Source organism: Lacinutrix sp. C3R15 (assembly GCF_018860825.1).
Classification (GTDB): Bacteria; Bacteroidota; Bacteroidia; order Flavobacteriales; family Flavobacteriaceae; genus Oceanihabitans.
Window position 1 is genome coordinate 444,811 of record NZ_JAHKPZ010000015.1, and the last position, 21,381, is coordinate 466,191.

Consider the following 21,381-nt stretch of genomic DNA (forward strand, 5'->3'; position numbering starts at 1 on the left):
AAAGCATAATTACGTTTTTTAACTATTAATCAAACCAAATAAATATGAAACGTATTCTTTTTTCTGTATGCTTTTTTACCCTTTTCTTTTCGTGTAATTCTGATGATGATACTAATAATAGTGTGGTAACTCCAGAGGCTGGATTTTACGCCTTAACGGTTGGTAATTCTTGGGAGTATCGCTATTATGATTATAATACATCTAGTAATAGTTTTGTAGCTAGTACTATTACCGAATCTGTATCTATTGTTTCTACTGAAGAAATAGAAGGTGAAACTTATTTTAAATTTAGATATTTTACAAGAGGTAACGATATTAACTCACCCAATTATCCAGCAAATGGAGAGTCTTTTAGGTATTTTAGAGAAGATTTAGGGAATTTGGTAGATGATAGAAACGACATTATTTTTCTTAGAGAAGATCATGAAGAACGATTAATAGATTCGTTTGATACTTCTCTTTTTCAGTACCTTCGTTTAGCAGAAAATAGCTATAATGTTACCACTACTGCAGGAACATTTGATGCTTTAGATATGGAATTATATGCAAGGGGTCAAGATGGTATTCAGTATCCAGGAATTACTCATTATTACTATGCAGATGGTATAGGCTTGGTTTTAAATACAAGAACTTTTGTTTCTACTGCTCAACATTTTCTTGAAAGACGATTAGAGTCGTATACTATGGTTAATTAAATATAGTATCTAAAAATACCTGGATACTTTCTTGATTAGCACGTATTAATTCTGCTTTAGCATAAGCTGTATCTATAGCTTTTTTGTCTTGTGAGAGTTTAAATTTACCCTCCCAAGAATCTATAGTAATTTCAAATAGTTTAATGTATTCTAGATTAGCTTCCATTCTTGGGTTGTCTACTTCTAGAATATATTTGTGTTCTGGAGCTTCTAAAAATTCGGTCATTTTAATTAAAGATTCTTTTAAAGCTTCTTTATTTTCAATTGCTTTAACACTTCCTTTTAGGTGCACTTTTACATAATTATAAGTAGGTAATTGTGTGGTAGTATAAATGCTTGGCGAAATATAGCATTGTGGACCAGAAAAAATAACCGTTACCTCATTATTATCTTGTAAGAACTTGGTTTGCGGATTGTAAATATCAATATGACCAATAAGTTTTCCATCTGTTTCTCTATATATTAATGGCAAGTGTGTAATGTAAGGTGAATTTTCTTTTACAGAAATTACAGTGGCAAGAGGATAGGTTTTAATCACTTCTAATAAATGATTTCTATTATTATCTTGATGATGTTTAGGAGGATACTTCAAAAGGAAAATGAATTTAAATGTATGATTTTTGATTTATCAATTTACAATAATTATATTTATAAGATGCAAGAAAAATCTCCTTCCTTTTCCATAAAAAATTGGAGCCAAGATGATAGGCCTCGCGAAAAACTTCGCGACAAAGGCAAGGTTGCTTTAAGTGATGCAGAATTGGTTGCTATTTTAATAGGCTCTGGTAATAGAGAAGAAAGTGCTGTGGCTTTATGTAAACGTATTTTGGCTAGTGTAGACAATAATTTAGGCGAACTTGGCAAACTGTCTGTAAAACAACTCATGCAATTTAAAGGTATTGGTGAAGCTAAAGCAATAAGTATTACTGCTGCATTAGAATTAGGAAGAAGGCGTAGAGCAGGAGAAGCTCTAGAGAAAAAGAAAATAACCTCTAGTGTTTCGGTTTTTGAGCTTATGCAACCGGTTATTGGTGATTTATCTCATGAAGAATTCTGGATTGTGTACTTAAATAACTCTAATAAAGTAATACAGAAAAACCAATTGAGTAAAGGTGGTATTACAGGAACTTTAGTAGATGTGCGTTTAGCACTAAAAACCGCATTAGAGGTTGGTGCTACAGGAATTATATTGGCACATAACCACCCATCAGGAACATTAAAGCCTAGCGAAGCAGATAAGCAAATTACTCAAAAACTTAAAACAGCAGCACAAAGTTTAGATATAAAAGTACTAGACCACTTAATTATAACCGAAAAAGCATACTTTAGCTTTGCAGATGAATCCTTATTGTAAAAGCATTAAAAATTGGAATTAAAATAACGAATGTTATTAGTATATACACATAAAATTACACCTAGAGTTAAATATGTTTTTAAACATATATGTACTAGAATTTTAGGGCTTCCTGTAACATTTACTACCACTATAGAAGAGTTTATTGGACATGATAGTTTAAAAATATCATACACTAAACAACCATTAAGCCATGAAATTTTTATTCGTAGTCATGATTTACTATTTGAGCAAGGGTTAAGTGATGTAGATATTAATGTGCAAAACTGGGAAGACACCAAAGGTTTTTTTGCTGCAGGAGATAAAAGCGTTTTACCTTATGATGTTTTTGCGGCTTCCTTTTATCTGCTTTCTAGGTATGAAGAGTATTTACCTCATGTAAAAGATGATTATGGTCGTTTTACAGCAGAAGAAAGTTTAGCCTATAAACATCATTTTTTACAACAACCTATTGTAGATGTTTGGGCATATAAATTTAAAAAAATACTACAAGAAAACTATCCCGATTTTCAGTTTGCCACAAAACAATACCAAGTAATTCCTGTAATTGACGTTCCTGAAGCATTTACTTTTAAAAACAAGGGACTTATGCGTAGTTTTGGTGGTACATTACATGATTTAGTAAGCTTTAAATTTAAAAGGTTGTATACTAGGTTTTCGGTTTTATTTGGGTTTAAAAGAGATACGTATGATACTTTTAAGTACATATTAAACAAACAAAAACAAACTAAATTTAAGTTTGTGTTTTTCTTTTTAATTGGTGATTATTCCACCTATGATAAAAATATTAATATAAATAAAACCCAGTTTGTTTCGTTAATTAAACAGGTGTCTGACTATAGTATTGTAGGTTTAAAAGCATCTTATTTTGCAATCTCTAATTTTAAAATACTAAAAAAAGAAAAAGAAAAATTAGAAGCTGTTATAAACACATCCTTATTAGCTTCTAGAAATTCGTTTTCAAAATTAAATTTGCCAGATACCTATAGAAATCTGGTAGAATTAGAAGTACCAGAAGATTATACCATGGGTTTTGTAAACCATATAGGTTTTAGAGCAGGAACCTGTACTCCTTTTTTCTTTTATGATTTAGATTACGAAGTGCAAACGCCTTTAAAAATTTACTCATACCACCTTTTAGATTATGCCTTGTTTAAAACCAATTCGCTTTTAGACAAAAAGAAGGTGTTAAACCAGGTAATACATGAAATTAAAAAAGTAAATGGTTGTTTTATTCCTGTGTTTCATAATTATACATTTAGTGATGTAGAAAGATGGCATGGATTTAAAGAACTTTTTAATATAATAATAGAATCTCCAAACCATGTATAAAAACATAACAGATATTTTTTTTGATTTAGATCATACCCTTTGGGATTTTGATAAAAACTCAGCCTTAACCTTTCAAAAAATATTTGAAATAAATAATGTTGCTATCAATACGGAAGAATTTTTACATCATTATGAACCAATAAATCTTAATTATTGGAAGCTTTTTAGAGAGGAAAAAATAGATAAAGTAAATTTACGCTACAAAAGACTTTCTGATACTTTTGAAGCTATAAATTTTACAGCAAAACAAGAATTAATTCATCAGCTTTCAGAAGATTATATTAAGCATCTCTCTAGTTTTAATCATTTGTTTGATGGTACTGTTGATATTTTAGAATACCTGAAACCCAATTATAATTTGCATATTATTACTAACGGATTTCAAGAAGTACAACATAAAAAGTTAGAAAAAGCCAACATCAATAATTACTTTAAAACAGTAACCAATAGTGAAATGGTAGGTGTTAAAAAACCAAATCCTAAAATTTTTAACCATGCTTTAGGTTTAGCTAATACAACAAAAGCACAAAGTATCATGATTGGTGATAATTATGAGGCAGATATACTTGGTGCTTTAGATTTTGGTATAGACGCTATATGTTTTAATTATCACAACTTTCCTTTAGACTCAAAAATTAAAAAAATTGAAACTTTAATAGAATTAAAAAAGTATTTTTAAATAAAATACCTTAAATTTAGTAAGCTGCTAATAATAAGTAGTTTATGTTATGTTTAAGTGTGTTTTAAAATATCGGATACTTCTTTTTTTTAGTGTAATATGTATAACAGCTTGTGTAAGTGATATAGATTTTTCACAAAGCGAAAGTTTAACAATTTCACCAACATTAGATGCTAGTGTAATTTATTTTGATACACCAGCAAGCACTTTTGTAGGTGAAGGTGAAGAACAAACAATAGTTAGAGATTCTGTTAATGTAGATGTTTTTACAGATGCATTTATTGTAGATAATGTAGCAAAAGTGCTATTTCTATTTGAAGCAACAAATACTATAAACAGAAACTTTCAAGCACAAGTAGATTTGCTGGATCAGGCAAACGTATTGCAGCATACTTTTACTTTTTCTGTTGCAGCTTCCTTAAATCAAGAAGAAATTCTAGCAGAACACCTCGAAATTTTTGAAAACCAATCTTTACAAGCTTTTAAACAAACCACAAAATTAGTAATTACACTTACATTAATGCCAAGTAATGATGGTTCTATTTTAACCGAAGATAGTCCTGGAAACTTACAATTTAGGTCAAAAGCTACATTTTATCTTAATATTGATTCCTCTACATGAAACAATTAAGTATGTTATTGTTAATAACTACTTGTTGTGTATGCTTTTCGCAAAACAAGCAGCTTTTGTATGGCTTTCATGATATACCACAAACCCTTTTAATAAACCCAGGAGCTCCAGTAGCTAATGATGGGTATATTGGTATACCATTTTTGTCTCATATACACGCCAATATTGGTATGTCTAATCTTACTATATATGATATTTTTGTAGACGATGGTCGTGATTTTAATAGTAAATTAAAAGAGGCTATTTACGCAATGAAAGACACCGATTATTTTGCTGTTAACCAACAATTAGATTTGTTTTCTGCAGGTTTTGCTTTTGGAAAAGGTTTTGAAAAAAATAAATACATTTCTTTTGGTATGTATAAAGAAACTAATGCTTTTATATATTTCCCTAAAGATTATGCCACTTTAGCCTATGAAGGAAACCATCAAAATATAAATAGAATTTTTGATTTAAGTGATTTAAATCTTAGTGGAGAGATGCTTGCTGTTTTTCATCTAGGATTTAATAAAAAAGTCAATAAAAAACTAAGCTACGGTTTAAGAGGAAAAATTTATTCTAGCATTTTTAATGTTAATGCTACAAAAAATAGCGGAACTTTTCAAACTACAGTTGGTGAAAATAACTTTTTAAACCACCAATTTTATTTAGATTTAGAAGTGCAAACAACAGGATTTAAAAGCCTTTTAGACGATGAAAATTCAGAATTAAGTAACGATATAAACACAATAATGAAACGCGCCTTTTTTGGCGGTAATTTAGGGCTAGGTTTAGATATTGGCTTTACATATAACTTTACAGAACAATGGGTTTTAGAAGCGAGTGTTCAGGATGTTGGTTTTATTAATTATAAAAAAGATGTTGAAAATTTTAAATTAGATGGAAATCTTAGATTTGAAGGAATAAATCCTTTGTTTCCAAAATCAGGAGAAGGACAAACAGCAGAAGAATATTGGGATGCTGTAGAAGCAGACTTTGAAGAATTATTTAAAATAGATACCACTAATACCAAATACACCTTGGCTAAACCTATTAAGTTTAATGCCGTTTTACAATATGCATTTGGTAAAAAAAATAATAAAGAGTGTAATTGCTTAGCAGTACAAGAAGCCTATAAAAACAGGGTAGGAGCACATTTGTTTTTAATGCAGAGACCAAGAAAACCACAAGCAGCATTAACCGCATTTTATTATAGAAGACTGCTTTCTAATCTAGGTATAAAAACCAGCTATACATTAGATTCTTATTCTTTTAGTAATGTAGGTATGGCATTATCGGCAAATATTAAAAATGTAAATTTTTATATAGCAGTAGATAATTTATTAAAATATAAAAACCTAGCAAAAGCACAAAGTGTATCTTTGCAATTAGGGTTTAACTATATATTTAAAAGCAATGAAAACTAAAATTATCTTTTTCCTTTTTATAACAGTATTTACATGTAGTACAATACAAGCTCAAATTAATATTAATGATTACAAATATGTAATTGTACCAAACAAGTTCGATTTTTTAAATGAACCAGATCAATATAGATTAAATACATTAACAAAATTACTTTTAGAAAAGCATGGTTTTACTACCATAACAGAAGATGAAAAATTTCCTGAAGACGCAGTTTTAAATAATTGTTTATCTCTAAAAGCTAATGTGTTAAATGAATCTGGGATTTTTAACTCTAAACTAAAAATACAATTAAAAAATTGTAAAAATGAAATTGTTTTTACAAGTGATATAGGGTCTTCTAGAGAAAAGCTCTATCAAGTTGCTTATACTTTGGCATTAAGAGAAGCTTTTAGATCTTTCCACAAGATTAATTATCAATATCAAGAAAATCCAGAGATATTAGTATATAGTAAAAAAGGAGACAAAGTAGATAAAATTGAAATTGAAAAATTAAAAGAAGAGATAAAAGTTTTAAAAGAAGAAAAAGAAGCTCAAAACAGTATAGCTATAGTAGATAGTACATTAAAAGAAGAAACCAAAGTAAAAGATAATATTGCTGAGGTTAAAGATACTAATACTATAGATGTTTTAACAGCAGTAAGTATTGCTAACGGTTATCAATTAAAAGACAATATGCTTCAGGTGGTTTATACCATTAAAAAAACAGGAATCCCTAATGTGTATATAGTAGAAAATAAAGAAGCAATAATCTATATGTTAAATGCTAGTTGGGTAATGGAGTATTATGAAAACCAAAAACTACAATCAAAAACATATAACATTAAATTTTAGTTTAAATAAAAAACTAATAACCATACTTATCTTTCCAACGTTTTTTTAAAAACTCTCGATGAGCATTTTCTCTGGTGTTGTTACTTGGGTCGTACAGTTTGGTGTTTTTTATTTCATCAGGTAAGAATTCTTGATTTGCAAAGTTATTTTCATAATTATGTGCATATTTATAGTTGTCACCATAACCTAACTCTTGCATTAATTTGGTAGGTGCATTTCTAATTTCTAAAGGCACAGAAAGATCTCCTGTTTCTCTAACTAATTGCTGTGCCTTACCAATTGCCTGGTATGCTGCATTACTTTTTGGAGAGCAAGCCAAATAGGTAGCACATTGACTTAATATAATTCTTGATTCTGGGTATCCAATTGTAGAAACTGCTTGAAAGGTGTTATTTGCAATTACTAAAGCCGTTGGGTTTGCATTACCAATATCTTCACTAGCAGCAATTAATAAACGTCTAGCAATAAACTTTACATCTTCACCACCTTCAATCATTCTTGCTAACCAATACACTGCACCATTTGGGTCACTACCACGTATAGATTTTATAAAAGCTGAAATTATATCATAGTGTTGTTCGCCAGTTTTGTCATAACGTACTGTATTGTTTTGTACTTTTTCTAAAACGCTAGCATTAGTAATAACTATTTTATCTGCATCTTCAGCATTTACTAGTAATTCAAAAATATTTAATAATTTTCTTGCGTCACCACCTGACAGCTTTAATAAGGCGTCTGTTTCTTCAAGAATTATGTGTTTTTTAGATAAGTATTCATCTTTTTCTATAGCACGTTTTAAAAGGTTCTCTAAATCGGTTTTATTAAAAGCCTTTAAAATATATATTTGGCAACGAGACAAAAGTGCAGAAATAACTTCAAAACTAGGGTTTTCTGTGGTAGCACCAATTAAAGTAACCCAACCTTTTTCTACAGCTTGTAATAAGGAATCTTGCTGTGATTTACTAAATCTATGAATTTCATCAATAAATAAAATAGGGTTTTTGGTTGTAAATAAACCTCCACTTTGTTTAGCCTTTTCAATTACATCACGTACATCTTTAACACCAGAATTTATTGCACTTAAAGTATAAAAAGGTCTGCCAGACTCATTTGCTATAATGTTGGCAAGCGTGGTTTTACCAATTCCTGGTGGTCCCCAAAGAATTAATGACGGAATTAAGCCTAATTTTATCTGTTTAGTTAAAGAACCATTTTCACCAATTAAGTGTGATTGACTAATATAGTCATCTAAAGTTTTAGGTCTTAAACGTTCTGCTAATGGTTCATTCATAATGGTAAAAATACAAATTCCTGAGTTGTCAGTAATCTTCTTGTGGATAATTTTAACGATACTTTTAGTGAAATAGATCTTGCTGACAATTTAACATTCTGAATTACATTGGATAACTATTTGCTATCTTTAAAATATGCAAGAACAATTTAAGTTTACTCCAGGAGTTTTAGGCTATCCAATAGCATTTGTATTATTGTTGTGGGTTGTTTTTTGGTTTGAAGTACGTTTTCATGTAAATTTAAACAGCCATGGTATATATCCAAAAAGACTCTCAGGACTTCAAGGTGTGGTTTTTAGCCCATTTATTCATTCTGGTATAAAACATTTGTATTCTAATACTATTCCCTTATTTGTTCTATCAACAGCTCTTTTTTATTTTTATAGACCTATTGCTTGGAAAGTTCTTTTTTATGGTATTTTACTTTCCGGTTTTTTAACTTGGTGTATTGGTAGGCCATCGTACCATATTGGTGCTAGTGGTCTTATTTATGTACTAGTAAGTTTTACTTTTTTTAAAGGAATATTAGCTAAACATTACCGATTAATAGCACTTTCTTTATTGATTATTTTTCTTTATGGTAGTATGGTTTGGTATACTATGCCAATAGAAAAAGGTATATCATGGGAAGGCCATTTGTCTGGTCTAATTACAGGGTTGCTCTTTGCTTTCATTTTTAGAAAAGAAATTGCAAAACCCCAAAAATATGTTTGGCAACAAAAAGATTACAATGAAGATGAGGACCCTTTTTTAAAACATTTTGATGAAAACGGTAACTTTATAGAATTGCTTGAATCAGATACAGAACAAGAAAATATTTTAGAAGATAAACCTGAAATTCAAGATGTAAATAAAAAGGAGCAAAGCCCAACAATTCATTATATTTATAAACAAACTAAAAAGTAGAGTAGGCTACTTACATACGTTGCCTTATGGCTTCATATAAAAAAGCACCACAAGCAACAGAAACATTTAAAGATTGTATTTCACCCAATAAAGGTAATTTTGCCTTAGCATCTACCAATTTTAATACTGATGGGTTAATACCACGTCCTTCACTTCCCATTATTATTGCACAAGGTTCCTTAAAAGATACATCATAAATAGTATTTTCTGTTTTTTCTGTAGCAGCAATTACTTTTATACCTGATGCTTGTAAATAAAACATAGCATCTTTTATATGGTCTACTTTGCAAATTGGTATTTTAAATACAGCACCAGCACTGGTTTTTATAGTATCTCCATTTACTGGGGCACTTCCACTTTTCTGAATAATAATACCATCAACTCCAGTACATTCAGCGGTTCTAATAATAGCACCAAAGTTTCTAACATCACTTAATTGGTCTAAAAGTAAAAATAAAGGTGTTTTACCAGATTCTAAAACATTTACAACTAGATCTTCTATATTATAAAACGCGATAGGAGAAATTTGCGCAACAACTCCTTGATGGTTGTTTTTAGTAAATTTATTTAGTTTTTCTACGGGAACATAAGAAGTATTAATACCTTCTTTTCTAATTAAAGACTCTAATTCATGAGATAGTTCTCCTTTAAGACCTTTTTGAATAAAAACCTTATCAATTGCTTTATCTGCATTTATTGCTTCAATAACTGCTCTGATACCAAATATTTGTGTACTATTTTCCATTCATGCAAAGGTATAAAAAAACCAACTTGTATTAGTTGGTTTTTTATAAGATATATTTTAGGTTATTTACACCATAAAAAATATAATTTCACTTTATAGTATTGTATAAAACTGTAACAGTTTACTAATTTAAGGATATAAAAAAACCACCTCAAAAAGAGGTGGTTTTTAATATGATTTAATTACTTAAAATTAATAAGCAGTAACTTCATAAGTTTGACCTCCATTAGATACTGTTAAGTATGCTATAGGATATTGTCCTGATGTTGAAGATAAGTTAAATGCACCTGCAACTTCAATAGAACCACTATTGTCAAAATATTCATGGTTAAAGTTTAAAGTAAGTGGTACATCTGTAGTGTCTCCAAATCCAGCATGTGGATTGTCATATAATTCAGCAATAAGAAGGTATTCACCATCACCAAAGAAGTATGAATCACTTTCTGGACATGAAGCAGTTGCCATTAGGTAACCTAAGTTAGCAAAAGTTGCTGCATCAAAAAGTACAACATCAAAATCAATAGCACATAGTTCTACTGTAGTAGAAGAAACATCTTCTTCTTCAATAGTTACTTGACCATCCCAATCTAAATCTAAATCAATAAAAGTATTGATATAGTCATTAGTGATAGTTACAGTATGCTCAAAAGATGCAATGTTAAAGTTAGCTCTAGAAGAACCACCAATAACTAATGTTTCATCACCTTCTATATCTCCAGTTTGTAATATGTCAACAGTAGCAGAACCACTTAAACTTCCAGCTGGAATAGTAATTGTGTGTCCTTCAAAATCCGCACTATCAGCTGTACCTCCAGTTTGCACTAAGTCAATTACTGCATTTACAGGTTGTGTTTCAGCTAATGTTGCAACTATTTCAATTTGGTAAGTGCTTTCTACGTCAGTATCAATTGCACTCTCATCAATTGAAGTAGGTGATAACGTTGAAAGAGTTACAGTAGCAGTACTATAATCTACAACAGATTCATTTGTATTATCATCTTCATTACAAGCAGTAAATAATATCCCTGTAAGAGCTAATAATCCAATATTTTTAAATATTTTATTCATAATATTCTTTCTTTTTTTATATTAAAATTATTGCTTGTACATAACCCAAGCACTACCATCGTAAACACCATCTACTCCAGAAGTAGTCCAAACAATGTTACCATCATTATCTACATATCCTTCAGCATAGATAGGGTTAGAGTATTGCCACTCATCTATTAAACTAAGTTCACCACAAGTATCAGTAAATGTAACTGCATAACCAGCACCTGGCCATCCCATCATAGAATCTATTTCATATAATCCAGGACCTAATTCTGTAACAATATGATTTTGAAGTCCAGAAGTATAGTTAATAGCATAAGTACCAGCTAAATCAGAAGAACAATTAACAACTAAACTATAATCTCCCATTGAAGAGTTAAAGTAGTATACAGATCCATCTGTTTTGTACACTTTAGTTCTAAAGCTTAAAACATCACCAATACGTAAGTCACTTTCAGTAACACCTGTACCAGCTAATAGTGATTCTAGGTCGCTAATAACTAAGTTGTAAGGTAAAGTAGTTGATTCTGCTAAAGAAATTTCTGTACCACCATTAAATGATTTTACAATTTCAATTTTTTCTAAACTAGCAGTAGTTCCTGCTGTTTGAGAAACAGTCATGTCTAAATACGCATTAGTAATAGTTACTATGGCGTCTTCTAAATCTACTCCAGCTTCAGGACTACCTAAGATAGAACTATTTGCTGTAGCAGTTACATCTACTATTAATCCAGCTTCATCTGCGATTTCTGCTACAGTATCTGCATCAGTCTCACATGCAACAATACTAAATAATGCTGCGAATGCTAAAAATATATTTTTTAAATTTTTCATTTTATTTTTTTTTAAAATTAGTTTGTCCACCATAATGGCGTAGTTAATACATCTGCACCTTGTGAAGATACAGCTTCAGAATAATTAACACCATTAACAGATTGTTGTGAAATTGGGTAAGTTAAACGTGATGGAATAGAAGACTCTTGAGCATCAATAGCTAAAGGTAAATCAGGAAATCCTGTACGTCTGTATTCTGTCCATGCTTCAAATCCTTGTAAGTATAAAGATACCCATGATTGTTCAGCAATTTGTTGTAACCCTGCAGCTCCTCCGCTATAAGAAATAGATAAAGCACCTACACCGTTAGAAGCACATGAAGCAGCGATACCTGCAGCAAAGTAATCTGCAGCACTACCACTTATATACCCTTTTTCAGCAGCTTCAGCCATTAAAAAGTTTAATTGAGCAAAAGTTAATAAGTAAGCAGGTTCTTCAGCTTCTAAGTATTTTTCTCCAATAAGAGAAACATTGTTAGAATCTCCGTAAAAAGAATCTCCAATTGCTTGAATACCTGCAGGCTTACCTACATAACCGTTACCAGAACCGTTACCTCCAACTTCTTGAGCGTAAACTGGTAATCTTGGATCAGAAGTAGCAGTCATATAATTAACTAATTCTTCACCTAAACACCATTCGTTAACACGACCACCATCTACTAAACCTTCAAAATAAGGGTTAGCATTAGGAGATGCAGATAAGTATACTAATTTAGCTTCATCGTCATTGCTTGTAAACATGTTACCTGCATTAACTAAAGCTTGTAATTCACCAGCTGCATCATATCCTCCAGAAGAAGCACGCATTAATACTCTAAATTTTAAAGAGTTAGCGAATTTTTTCCATTTAGAGTAATCACCACCGTAAATTAAATCTTGACTAGCATCAATACTACCATTACCGTTTAATAAAGTATTAGCTTCTGTAAGCATGCTAATAATAGCAGGATAAACTTCTGTTTCACTATCGTCATATTTAGGAGTAATTAATCCTGAATCTCCTTGAGAAGCTTCACTCATTGGAATATCTCCAAAAGTATCTGTTAACAATTGGTAAGCATAAGCTTGCATTACTAAGGCAACACCTTGCAGATTACTATTACCTTCTTCTTCAGCTAATTCTTGCATTACAACAGCATCTTTAATTACAGATGAATATAATACAGTCCATAAGGTTTCAATAGAAGCTGTTCTTGGTACGTATAACTCATTGGTATTATATACTGGTTTTCCTAAGTGCTGTGCCCAACATGAACCAGCCTCACCAGCTAAAAAGATATCTTGTACTCTATCTCCTGCAGATCTTGTAATACCAGCTAATAATAACTCAGAAGGTACAGAAACAGGATTATTAGGATCGGTGTTTGTCTCTTCAAAATCACCATCACAACTTGTAAACGTAAGGGCTTGCCCTAGTATTACAAGCGCTAATAAATATTTTATTTTTTTCATATTCTTTTTTTTTAGAATTTAAGGTTTAAATTGAATCCAATACTTCTTGTAGATGGTATTTGAGCATATTCAAGTCCTTGGTTACCTGTACCACTACTAAATGCTGATTCTGGATCAATATGTGGAACTTTTTTGTAAAGAATAGCTACGTTTCTTACTGTTGCTCCAACAGAAATGTTATCAATTCCTGTGTTTTTAAATAAACTACTTGGAATAGTATAAGTTAAAGCTAGCTCTCTCCATTTAACGAAAGATGCATCATATACTGAAGATTCTGCAATGTTTTGAGAATATGTAGTAGAGAAGAAACTTTGTGCGCTTGTTACAACAGTATTAGGAACATAATTTCCTGTACCATCATCCATTACACCTTGTCCAACTATACCAGTTTCACGACCTTGAGTAGTTTCTTCTAATACACCAGCTAATTTACCCCAAGAGTTTGTTTGAGAGTAAATATCTCCTCCTGATTTTACATCAAATAAAGTAGATAAGCTAAAGTTTTTGTAAGACATGTTTATACCTAAACCTCCAGTCCAATCTGGGTTAATGTTACCTAATATTTTATTAGTAGCATCTGCTTGTGGTAAACCATTTTCATAAATGATATTTCCTGCATCATCTCTTAAGAAACCAGGACCGTATAATGCACCTACTGCTTCTCCTTCACGAGCAACAACATCTACATTCCATAATCCACCTAATACAACTTGACCGTCGTTTGTTGTTGGATCATCATCAATGTTGCTTGCTTCATTGGTGTTTTTAGCAAAATTAATGTTTACACCTAAGTTAAACCCATCATCACTTCTTAAGATTTTAGCTCCTAAAGATAACTCAACACCTTTATTTGTAATATCTGCTACGTTATCCCAAAATGCAGTATAACCAGAAGCAGGATCAATATCTTTAGCCATGATTACATCTGTAGTTTCTTTATCGTAGTAAGTAGCGTTTAAGTTAATTCTATTATTGAATAATCTTGTCTCTAATCCAATTTCATATTCTGTTGTATCCTCATTACCAATTTCTGGGTTATATAAAGTACCAGGTAAGTAAGCTACAGGAGTTGAATCCCATGGAGAAGTAGAGAATGCAAAAGAAGGAGCAATACTATAAGGAGATAATGGACCTGCACTACCTACTTTAGACCAACCACCTCTTAGTTTTAAATAAGAAACAGCTTCACCAGAAATGTCAAACATATCTGTTACAATAGCACTACCAGTTACACTTGGGTAAAAGAAGTTATTATTTTGTTCTGGTAATACAGATGCCCAGTCATTTCTTCCTGTTACATCAATAAATAGATAATCTCTATATGATAATTGAGCAAAACCAAATATACTGTTTATTTGTTGCTTAGAAGTAAATTGTTGTAATGTTGGAGTAACACCATCTCTAGTATTAGAAATATTATATACACCAGGAACTTGTAATTCACCAGCAACCATGTTGTTTAAGTGGTAGTCGTTAACCATCATGTTACCACCCACGTTTAAACTCGTTTTAAAATCTTCACCTATGTTAGTGTTATAACTTAATATAGCTTGTGAATTAATTTCAGAACGTGTACGGATTACTTCTTGGTAAGAACCTCTAGGAGTTTCATAAGTACCAAAAGCACGTTTTTTAGCATCTAAAGAGTTGAAGTAATCAAGACCTGTTTGAGCAGAAACGCTAAATTTCTCGCTAATTTGGTAAGCTAAGTTTACATTACCATTAATACGGTCTCTATCAAATGCATTAGTATTAGTATCTAATGACCAGTATGGGTTATTGTTATATGCTAAATTCCAGTTAATAGGAGTTGCATCATCTGTTCCAGCAGCAAAACCTGTTGGTAAGTTTCTCCAGTCTTTTAAAGCTGTGTAATCTACATTTCTTGCAGACCATACTAACTGACCTAATTGGTTGTTAGCATCACCATATCCTACAGATGGTAAGTTACTACTTTCTGTTTTAATATAGTTTACACTTACACCTGCAGTCCATTTGTCAGATAATTTCATATTAACCTTAGTAGAAATGTTATATTTTCTAAGGTCTGTATTATAAAGAATACCTTGTTGATCTGTTAATCCTAAAGATAATCTAGCATCTACTGTTTCACTTGATTTAGTAAAAGCTATGTTGTTGTTAGTAGTAATACCTGTTTCAAAGAAATCTTTTACGTTATCAGGATAAGATACCCATGGAGTAGCTTCACCGTTAACAGAATCCCATTGAACAAATTCTAATCCAGCATCTAAAGCAGGACCCCAACTTTCATCAACACCACCATCACCAGTTACACCATCAACATATTCAAAATATGAAGCACTGTTACCTTGACCGTAAGAGTTTTGGTAATCTGGTAAGATAAATGGGTTTTCAAAACTAGCACTTGAAGTAATTTCAATTCCTAATTTATCAGACTTAGTTCTTCCAGATTTAGTTGTAACAACTAATACACCGTTAGCACCACGCATACCATATAAAGAAGTTGCAGCACCACCTTTTAATACGTTTATAGACTCAATATCATCTTGATTTAAATCAGCTAAACCGTTTGGTGTACTTGTACCTCCACTACTTGTAGAGTTACCATAACTTCCGTTATCTAATACAACACCATCAACAACAACTAGAGGTTGTGTATCACCACTAATAGAAGTAATACCTCTAATAACGATTCTACTTTCTGCCCCTACAGCTCCAGATGCGCTTGTTACATTAACACCAGCTACTTTACCACTTAAAGAGTTAACAATGTTACCATCTCTTACAGTTGTTAATTCTTCCGATTTAACTTGTTGAGATGCATAACCAAGTGCTTTTTCTTCTCTTTTAATACCAAGAGCAGTTACAACAACTTCATCTAAAGTGTTGTCTGGTTGTAATGAAACATCTATTTTACTAGATGCACCTACAGTTTGTGATTGGTTAGCATAACCAACATAACTGAAAATTAAAACATCACCTTGTTTTGCACTAATTGAATAGTTTCCATCAAAATCGGTTGATGCTCCAGTACTAGTTCCTTGAATAATAACTGTTGCCGTTGGAAGAGGCAAGCCGTTTTCATCAGAAACTGTTCCTGAAATTGTTTTTTCTTGTGCAAACGTAAATTGCACAACAAACGCCAGTAATAGCGTTAAAATTCCACTAAACTTTGTTTTCATTTTATATTTTATTTGAATTAGTCTATGCCAAAAATCATAATAAAAAGTTAATAAAACAATAATTATAGGTTAAAATTTTGAATTTTTTTTCAAAGTAAAGCTTTTAAGCTTACTAATAACTCAAAAAATTGCAGTTAAACTTAAATGAATCTTAGAATTAGAAAATACAAATTTTTGATTTTCATTTTTACCATTTGCATAATTAAATTTTAATAATCCTGCCTTGGTTAATAATCCAAAACCAAACCCAAAACCGTAAAGTTTTTCTTTTTGTATTGTTAGTTTGTTTTCAAAATAGGAAAAATCAATAATAGAGTGTAGGTAGAGAGAGTTGCTTAATTGGTATCTATATTCTGTGTTTACTAGTCCATACATAGAGGCATTAAGACTGTTTTCTTCAAAACCTCTAATAGAGTTTATGCCTCCAAATAAAAACAATTCGTTTTCTAAGTAGTTTTTAGAAAACAAACTAGATGCATTTAGCCTGATGTAGGCACTGTTTTTTGGGTTTAAATTAAATATTTTAAAAGCGTCTATAGATAAGCTGGTTTGATTTTCAGATTGGTTAAGGTAGCTTCTTTTTCCGTTTCCTATTTCAAAAGAAAAAAACAGATTTTTATTAAAAAGATAATTGTTCTGTAATTTAATAAAGTTAAATTTTAAGGTATACATGTTAGACTTGTAATCTTGTATCTCAGAAACTGCGTTTTCATCACTTAATAGATTATTGGAGTTTGTGTTCTTAATCCCTAAGTAAATATTGGTTTGCGGATTTATTTGATAATACAATTTGGCTACTTGATTTACATTTGTATAGGAAGAGTCTTTTTTAAAAATTTGTAAACCTACTTCGGTACCAATTGGCGAATTAAATAAATATGGAACGTTTAAGTTAACAGTAAAGGTTTTTTGCTCACTTTCATCACTTTTGTAAATTAGTCCAAATGATTCTCCAGAATTTAAATTGTTATTAAGGTTTAAGTTTAGATATCCATTAAAATCAATCTTATTGTTAGATTCGTTGGTGCCAAAACCTAAAAAGCCATCAAAATTATTGCTTTTAGTTTTTTCTATATACATATATAAGATGGTAGAGTCTTTTGTAAAAAGTACTTCCGGATCTTTAATTTTATTTGCAAAATTTAATTCATTTAACGCTTCCGTTTTGCTCTTGATTTCAGAAAGATTAAAAGTTGTATTATTTTTTAATTTTAAATAGTGTTTTAAAAAAGCTTTTGGAAATTTATCATATCCTTTAATGATAATTTTATCAATACTTCTTTTTTCAATACTTGTTTCAGAAATTAAATTAGCTTTTAAGTTAGTCTTGTTTTTTATTGAGATATTTTGAAGTTGAATTTTGTTAAAAGGAAAACCTAAATCGCTAATTTTAGAATTTAAAGTATAAAGACTGTTTTCTAAATCCTTAAAAGGTAAGATAAAATAATCATCATATACTTTATTAGAGACTTGTTGTAAAATGTTTTTTTTAACAATGCTATCGTTGTAATAAATGTATATATCAACAAATTGTTTTTTTAATTTGAAAAATGCCAGGTAAGAGGAATCATTTTCTTTTTCTAATGGTTTTACTTCATTTTCAATATAACCAATTTGAAAAAGTTTTTGCTGAAGCATATTTACTTCTTCTTTAACGCTATTATAATCTACAAGAGATTTCTTATAAGATATAGAATCAATTACTTTGTTTTCTTCTTCGGTTTCTCCTGTGATTTTTAAATAAAAATTTTGGCTAATTATTTCCGAAGAAAATAAAAGGCATAATAATATTGTTAAAAATAAAGATTTAGACACGATGCTGTTTTCGCTTTTTTTAATTGTGTAAATCTAACGGAAAAACAATAGGAATAATATACTTTGAAAAGTAAATTTTAAAATCTATTAAAAATTAATGGTTTAGAGTTTGATTCTTTCAAATTAATTCCTACATTTGCAGCCCTCTAAGAAGAGGATTTTAAAAAATTATATATAATATATATGCCAACAATTTCACAATTAGTACGAAAAGGAAGAGCCAAAATAACCAAGAAGAGTAAATCGGCTGCTTTAGATTCGTGTCCACAAAGACGTGGTGTGTGTACTCGTGTTTATACAACAACACCTAAAAAACCTAACTCAGCAATGCGTAAGGTAGCAAGGGTTCGTTTAACAAACGGTAACGAGGTGAATGCATACATTGGTGGAGAAGGACACAATTTACAAGAGCACTCGATAGTATTGGTTAGAGGTGGAAGGGTAAAAGATTTACCAGGAGTTAGATATCACATTGTTCGTGGTGCCTTAGACACAGCAGGTGTTGCAGGTAGAACGCAACGTAGATCTAAGTATGGTGCAAAACGCCCTAAGAAGTAATTTAAACTTTAAGAAGAAGACATGAGAAAAAGAGCAGCGAAGAAAAGACCGCTTTTACCAGATCCTAAATTTAACGACCAGTTAGTAACTCGTTTCGTTAATATGATGATGTGGGATGGTAAAAAGTCTATAGCTTTTAAAGTATTCTATGATGCAATTGCTATTGTAGAAGAAAAGAAAACAGATGACGAGAAAACAGGATTAGAGGTTTGGAAAGACGCTTTATCTAATGTTATGCCTCACGTAGAAGTACGTAGTCGTAGAGTAGGTGGTGCAACATTTCAAATACCAATGCAAATTCGTCCAGATAGAAAAGTATCAACAGCAATGAAGTGGTTAATTAGTTATGCTCGTAAAAGAAACGAGAAATCTATGGCACAACGTTTAGCTTCAGAGGTTTTAGCAGCAGCTAAAGAAGAAGGGGCAGCTGTTAAGAAAAGAGTAGATACTCATAAAATGGCAGAGGCAAACAAAGCATTCTCTCACTTTAGATTTTAATAAGAAATGGCTAGAGATTTAAAATATACAAGAAACATTGGTATTGCGGCTCATATTGATGCTGGTAAAACAACAACAACAGAGCGTGTACTATATTACACAGGAGTTTCACATAAAATTGGTGAAGTACATGATGGTGCTGCAACTATGGACTGGATGGAGCAAGAGCAAGAACGTGGTATTACTATTACGTCTGCAGCGACAACTTGTACATGGAGGTTTCCATTAGAAAATGCACAGCCAACTCCAGAAACAAAAGGATATCACTTTAATATTATTGATACTCCAGGTCACGTAGATTTTACTGTAGAGGTAAATAGATCTTTACGTGTATTAGATGGTTTGGTTTTCTTATTTAGTGCAGTTGACGGTGTTGAGCCTCAATCTGAAACTAACTGGAGACTAGCAGATAACTATAAAGTGCCAAGAATTGGTTTCGTTAATAAAATGGACCGTCAAGGATCAGACTTTTTAGGTGTTTGTCAACAAGTAAAAGATATGTTAAAATCAAACGCGGTGCCAATCGTTTTAAATATTGGTGACGAGGATGAATTTAAAGGTATCATTGATTTAGTAAAAAACCGTGCTATTGTATGGCATGATGAGACTCAAGGAGCAACTTTCGATGTAATCGATATTCCTGAGGATATGAAAGAAGAAGCTCGTAAATATCGTGCACTTTTAATTGAAGAAGTAGCAAGTTATGATGAGAATCTTTTAGAAAAGTTTATGGAAGATGAAGATTCAATTACAGAAGAAGAGGTGCATGCTGCACTTAGAGCTGCTGTAATGGATATGGCTATCATTCCTATGATTTGTGGTTCTGCTTTTAAAAATAAAGGTGTACAGTTCTTATTAGATGCTGTTTGTCGTTATTTACCTTCTCCAATAGATAAAGAAGGTATTAGAGGTATTAACCCGGATACTGAAAAAGAAGAATTACGTAAGCCAGATGTAAAGGAGCCATTTGCTGCTTTAGCATTTAAAATTGCTACAGACCCTTTTGTTGGTCGTTTAGCATTCTTTAGAGCGTATTCAGGTCGTTTAGATGCAGGTTCTTACGTGTTAAATAACCGTTCTGGAAAAAAAGAACGTATTTCTCGTATTTATCAAATGCACGCTAATAAGCAAAATGCAATTGAATATATAGAAGCTGGAGATATTGGAGCTGCTGTTGGATTTAAATCTATTAAAACAGGAGATACTCTTACAGATGAAAAACATCCTATTGTTTTAGAATCTATGGACTTTCCAGATCCAGTAATTGGTATTGCAGTGGAACCAAAAACTAAAGCTGATGTAGATAAATTAGGAATTGGATTAGCTAAATTAGCTGAAGAAGATCCTACATTTACAGTACGTTCAGACGAAGCTTCAGGACAAACAATTATATCAGGAATGGGTGAGCTTCACTTAGATGTAATTGTAGACCGTTTAAAACGTGAGTTTAAAGTAGAAGTTAATCAAGGACAACCACAAGTTGAGTACAAAGAAGCTATTACTCAAGCAGCAGATCATAGAGAGGTTTATAAAAAGCAATCTGGTGGTCGTGGTAAATTCGCAGATATCGTATTTACTGTTGAACCAGCGGATGAAGGTGTAGAAGGACTTCAATTTGAATCTATAATTAAAGGTGGTAACGTTCCTAAAGAATTTATCCCTTCAATTGAAAAAGGATTCAAACAAGCAATGATAAACGGACCTTTAGCAGGTTACGAGATTGATGCAATGAAAGTAACATTAAAAGATGGTTCTTACCACGATGTGGATTCAGATCAGTTATCTTTCGAATTAGCTGCTAAATTAGGATTTAAAGCCTGTGCTAAAGCTGCAAAAGCGGTAATCATGGAGCCTATTATGAAGCTAGAAGTTATTACTCCAGAAGAAAATATGGGTGATATTGTAGGTGATTTAAACAGAAGAAGAGGTCAAGTAAGTGATATGGGAGACAGAGCAGGAGCAAAAACTGTAAAAGCTACCGTACCATTATCAGAAATGTTTGGTTATGTAACAACATTAAGAACATTATCTTCAGGTCGTGCAACATCAACAATGGAATTTTCACACTATGCGGAAACACCTTCTAATATTTCTGAAGAAGTAATTAAAGCAGCTAAAGGAGAACAATCTTAAAAA

19 protein-coding genes are annotated in these 21,381 nt (G+C 31.3%); 11 read left to right on the top strand and 8 right to left on the bottom strand.

Translation table 11 applies throughout. From position 1 onward, the window contains the following. Positions 1–44: 44 nt before the first annotated feature. Positions 45–695, top strand: a complete 651-nt coding sequence (locus tag KO494_RS07370; RefSeq protein ID WP_215966950.1) for a hypothetical protein — start codon at positions 45–47, stop codon at positions 693–695. On the opposite strand, the gene KO494_RS07375 is transcribed toward KO494_RS07370, so the two are convergent. After that, complete coding sequence (locus tag KO494_RS07375) at positions 688–1,287, bottom strand: FMN-binding negative transcriptional regulator (RefSeq protein WP_215966951.1); 600 nt, start codon at positions 1,285–1,287, stop codon at positions 688–690. The two genes, KO494_RS07370 and KO494_RS07375, sit on opposite strands and share 8 nt — an antisense overlap. A 63-nt stretch (positions 1,288–1,350) precedes the next feature. On the opposite strand from KO494_RS07375, the gene radC reads away from it, so the two are divergent. Genes radC through KO494_RS07405 form a run of 6 tightly spaced genes read left to right on the top strand, consistent with a single transcriptional unit; the run spans position 1,351 to position 6,929 of the window. Beyond that, on the top strand, positions 1,351–2,049 hold the full coding sequence (gene radC / locus KO494_RS07380; RefSeq protein WP_215967032.1) for a DNA repair protein RadC: 699 nt from the start codon (positions 1,351–1,353) through the stop codon (positions 2,047–2,049). A gap of 30 nt (positions 2,050–2,079) precedes the next feature. After that, on the top strand, positions 2,080–3,381 hold the full coding sequence (locus KO494_RS07385) for a polysaccharide deacetylase family protein (protein ID WP_215966952.1): 1,302 nt from the start codon (positions 2,080–2,082) through the stop codon (positions 3,379–3,381). After that, a complete protein-coding gene (locus KO494_RS07390) occupies positions 3,374–4,060 on the top strand; it encodes a YjjG family noncanonical pyrimidine nucleotidase (RefSeq protein ID WP_215966953.1) in 687 nt (228 codons plus the stop codon). Before KO494_RS07385 ends, KO494_RS07390 begins: the two co-directional genes overlap by 8 nt. Positions 4,061–4,109: 49 nt before the next feature. Further along, positions 4,110–4,682: a hypothetical protein gene (locus tag KO494_RS07395; RefSeq protein ID WP_215966954.1), complete on the top strand. Its 573-nt coding sequence runs from the start codon at positions 4,110–4,112 to the stop codon at positions 4,680–4,682. Between the two features lie 11 nt (positions 4,683–4,693). After that, positions 4,694–6,097, top strand: coding sequence for a DUF5723 family protein (locus KO494_RS07400; protein WP_252730346.1), 1,404 nt, complete (start codon positions 4,694–4,696; stop codon positions 6,095–6,097). Further along, positions 6,087–6,929 carry a hypothetical protein gene (locus KO494_RS07405; protein ID WP_215966956.1) on the top strand — a complete coding sequence of 281 codons (843 nt, stop codon included), beginning with the start codon at positions 6,087–6,089 and terminating at the stop codon, positions 6,927–6,929. The genes KO494_RS07400 and KO494_RS07405 overlap by 11 nt, the downstream gene beginning before the upstream one ends. Before the next feature lie 13 nt (positions 6,930–6,942). Here KO494_RS07405 and KO494_RS07410 read toward each other — a convergent pair whose 3' ends face one another. Further along, entirely contained in the window at positions 6,943–8,220 is a 1,278-nt protein-coding gene (locus tag KO494_RS07410) for a replication-associated recombination protein A (protein ID WP_215966957.1), read from the bottom strand. 136 nt (positions 8,221–8,356) lie between these two features. Here KO494_RS07410 and KO494_RS07415 point away from each other — a divergent pair, with 136 nt between their 5' ends. After that, positions 8,357–9,127, top strand: a complete 771-nt coding sequence (locus tag KO494_RS07415) for a rhomboid family intramembrane serine protease (RefSeq protein WP_215966958.1) — start codon at positions 8,357–8,359, stop codon at positions 9,125–9,127. A gap of 10 nt (positions 9,128–9,137) precedes the next feature. On the opposite strand, the gene rlmB is transcribed toward KO494_RS07415, so the two are convergent. From rlmB to KO494_RS07445, 6 genes are all read right to left on the bottom strand, one after another. Next, entirely contained in the window at positions 9,138–9,872 is a 735-nt protein-coding gene (gene rlmB / locus KO494_RS07420; RefSeq protein ID WP_215966959.1) for a 23S rRNA (guanosine(2251)-2'-O)-methyltransferase RlmB, read from the bottom strand. A 192-nt stretch (positions 9,873–10,064) separates the two neighbouring features. Further along, the gene (locus KO494_RS07425; protein ID WP_215966960.1) at positions 10,065–10,940 is read right to left on the bottom strand and encodes a hypothetical protein; all 876 of its coding nucleotides are present in this window, start codon (positions 10,938–10,940) and stop codon (positions 10,065–10,067) included. Between the two features lie 27 nt (positions 10,941–10,967). Beyond that, the gene (locus KO494_RS07430; RefSeq protein WP_215966961.1) at positions 10,968–11,759 is read right to left on the bottom strand and encodes a hypothetical protein; all 792 of its coding nucleotides are present in this window, start codon (positions 11,757–11,759) and stop codon (positions 10,968–10,970) included. Between the two features lie 17 nt (positions 11,760–11,776). Next, the gene (locus tag KO494_RS07435; protein WP_215966962.1) at positions 11,777–13,210 is read right to left on the bottom strand and encodes a SusD/RagB family nutrient-binding outer membrane lipoprotein; all 1,434 of its coding nucleotides are present in this window, start codon (positions 13,208–13,210) and stop codon (positions 11,777–11,779) included. 11 nt (positions 13,211–13,221) lie between these two features. Continuing rightward, positions 13,222–16,374: a SusC/RagA family TonB-linked outer membrane protein gene (locus KO494_RS07440; protein ID WP_215966963.1), complete on the bottom strand. Its 3,153-nt coding sequence runs from the start codon at positions 16,372–16,374 to the stop codon at positions 13,222–13,224. A gap of 120 nt (positions 16,375–16,494) precedes the next feature. Then, the gene (locus KO494_RS07445; RefSeq protein ID WP_252730347.1) at positions 16,495–18,189 is read right to left on the bottom strand and encodes a POTRA domain-containing protein; all 1,695 of its coding nucleotides are present in this window, start codon (positions 18,187–18,189) and stop codon (positions 16,495–16,497) included. Between the two features lie 183 nt (positions 18,190–18,372). Between KO494_RS07445 and rpsL the strand changes: the two genes are divergently transcribed. Genes rpsL through fusA form a run of 3 tightly spaced genes read left to right on the top strand, consistent with a single transcriptional unit; the run spans position 18,373 to position 21,378 of the window. Then, the gene (gene rpsL, locus KO494_RS07450; protein WP_008269190.1) at positions 18,373–18,747 is read left to right on the top strand and encodes a 30S ribosomal protein S12; all 375 of its coding nucleotides are present in this window, start codon (positions 18,373–18,375) and stop codon (positions 18,745–18,747) included. Positions 18,748–18,768: 21 nt separating this feature from the next. Continuing rightward, a complete protein-coding gene (gene rpsG / locus KO494_RS07455; protein WP_215966964.1) occupies positions 18,769–19,245 on the top strand; it encodes a 30S ribosomal protein S7 in 477 nt (158 codons plus the stop codon). A gap of 6 nt (positions 19,246–19,251) precedes the next feature. Beyond that, positions 19,252–21,378 carry an elongation factor G gene (gene fusA / locus KO494_RS07460; protein ID WP_215966965.1) on the top strand — a complete coding sequence of 709 codons (2,127 nt, stop codon included), beginning with the start codon at positions 19,252–19,254 and terminating at the stop codon, positions 21,376–21,378. The last annotated feature ends 3 nt before the right edge of the window (positions 21,379–21,381 follow it).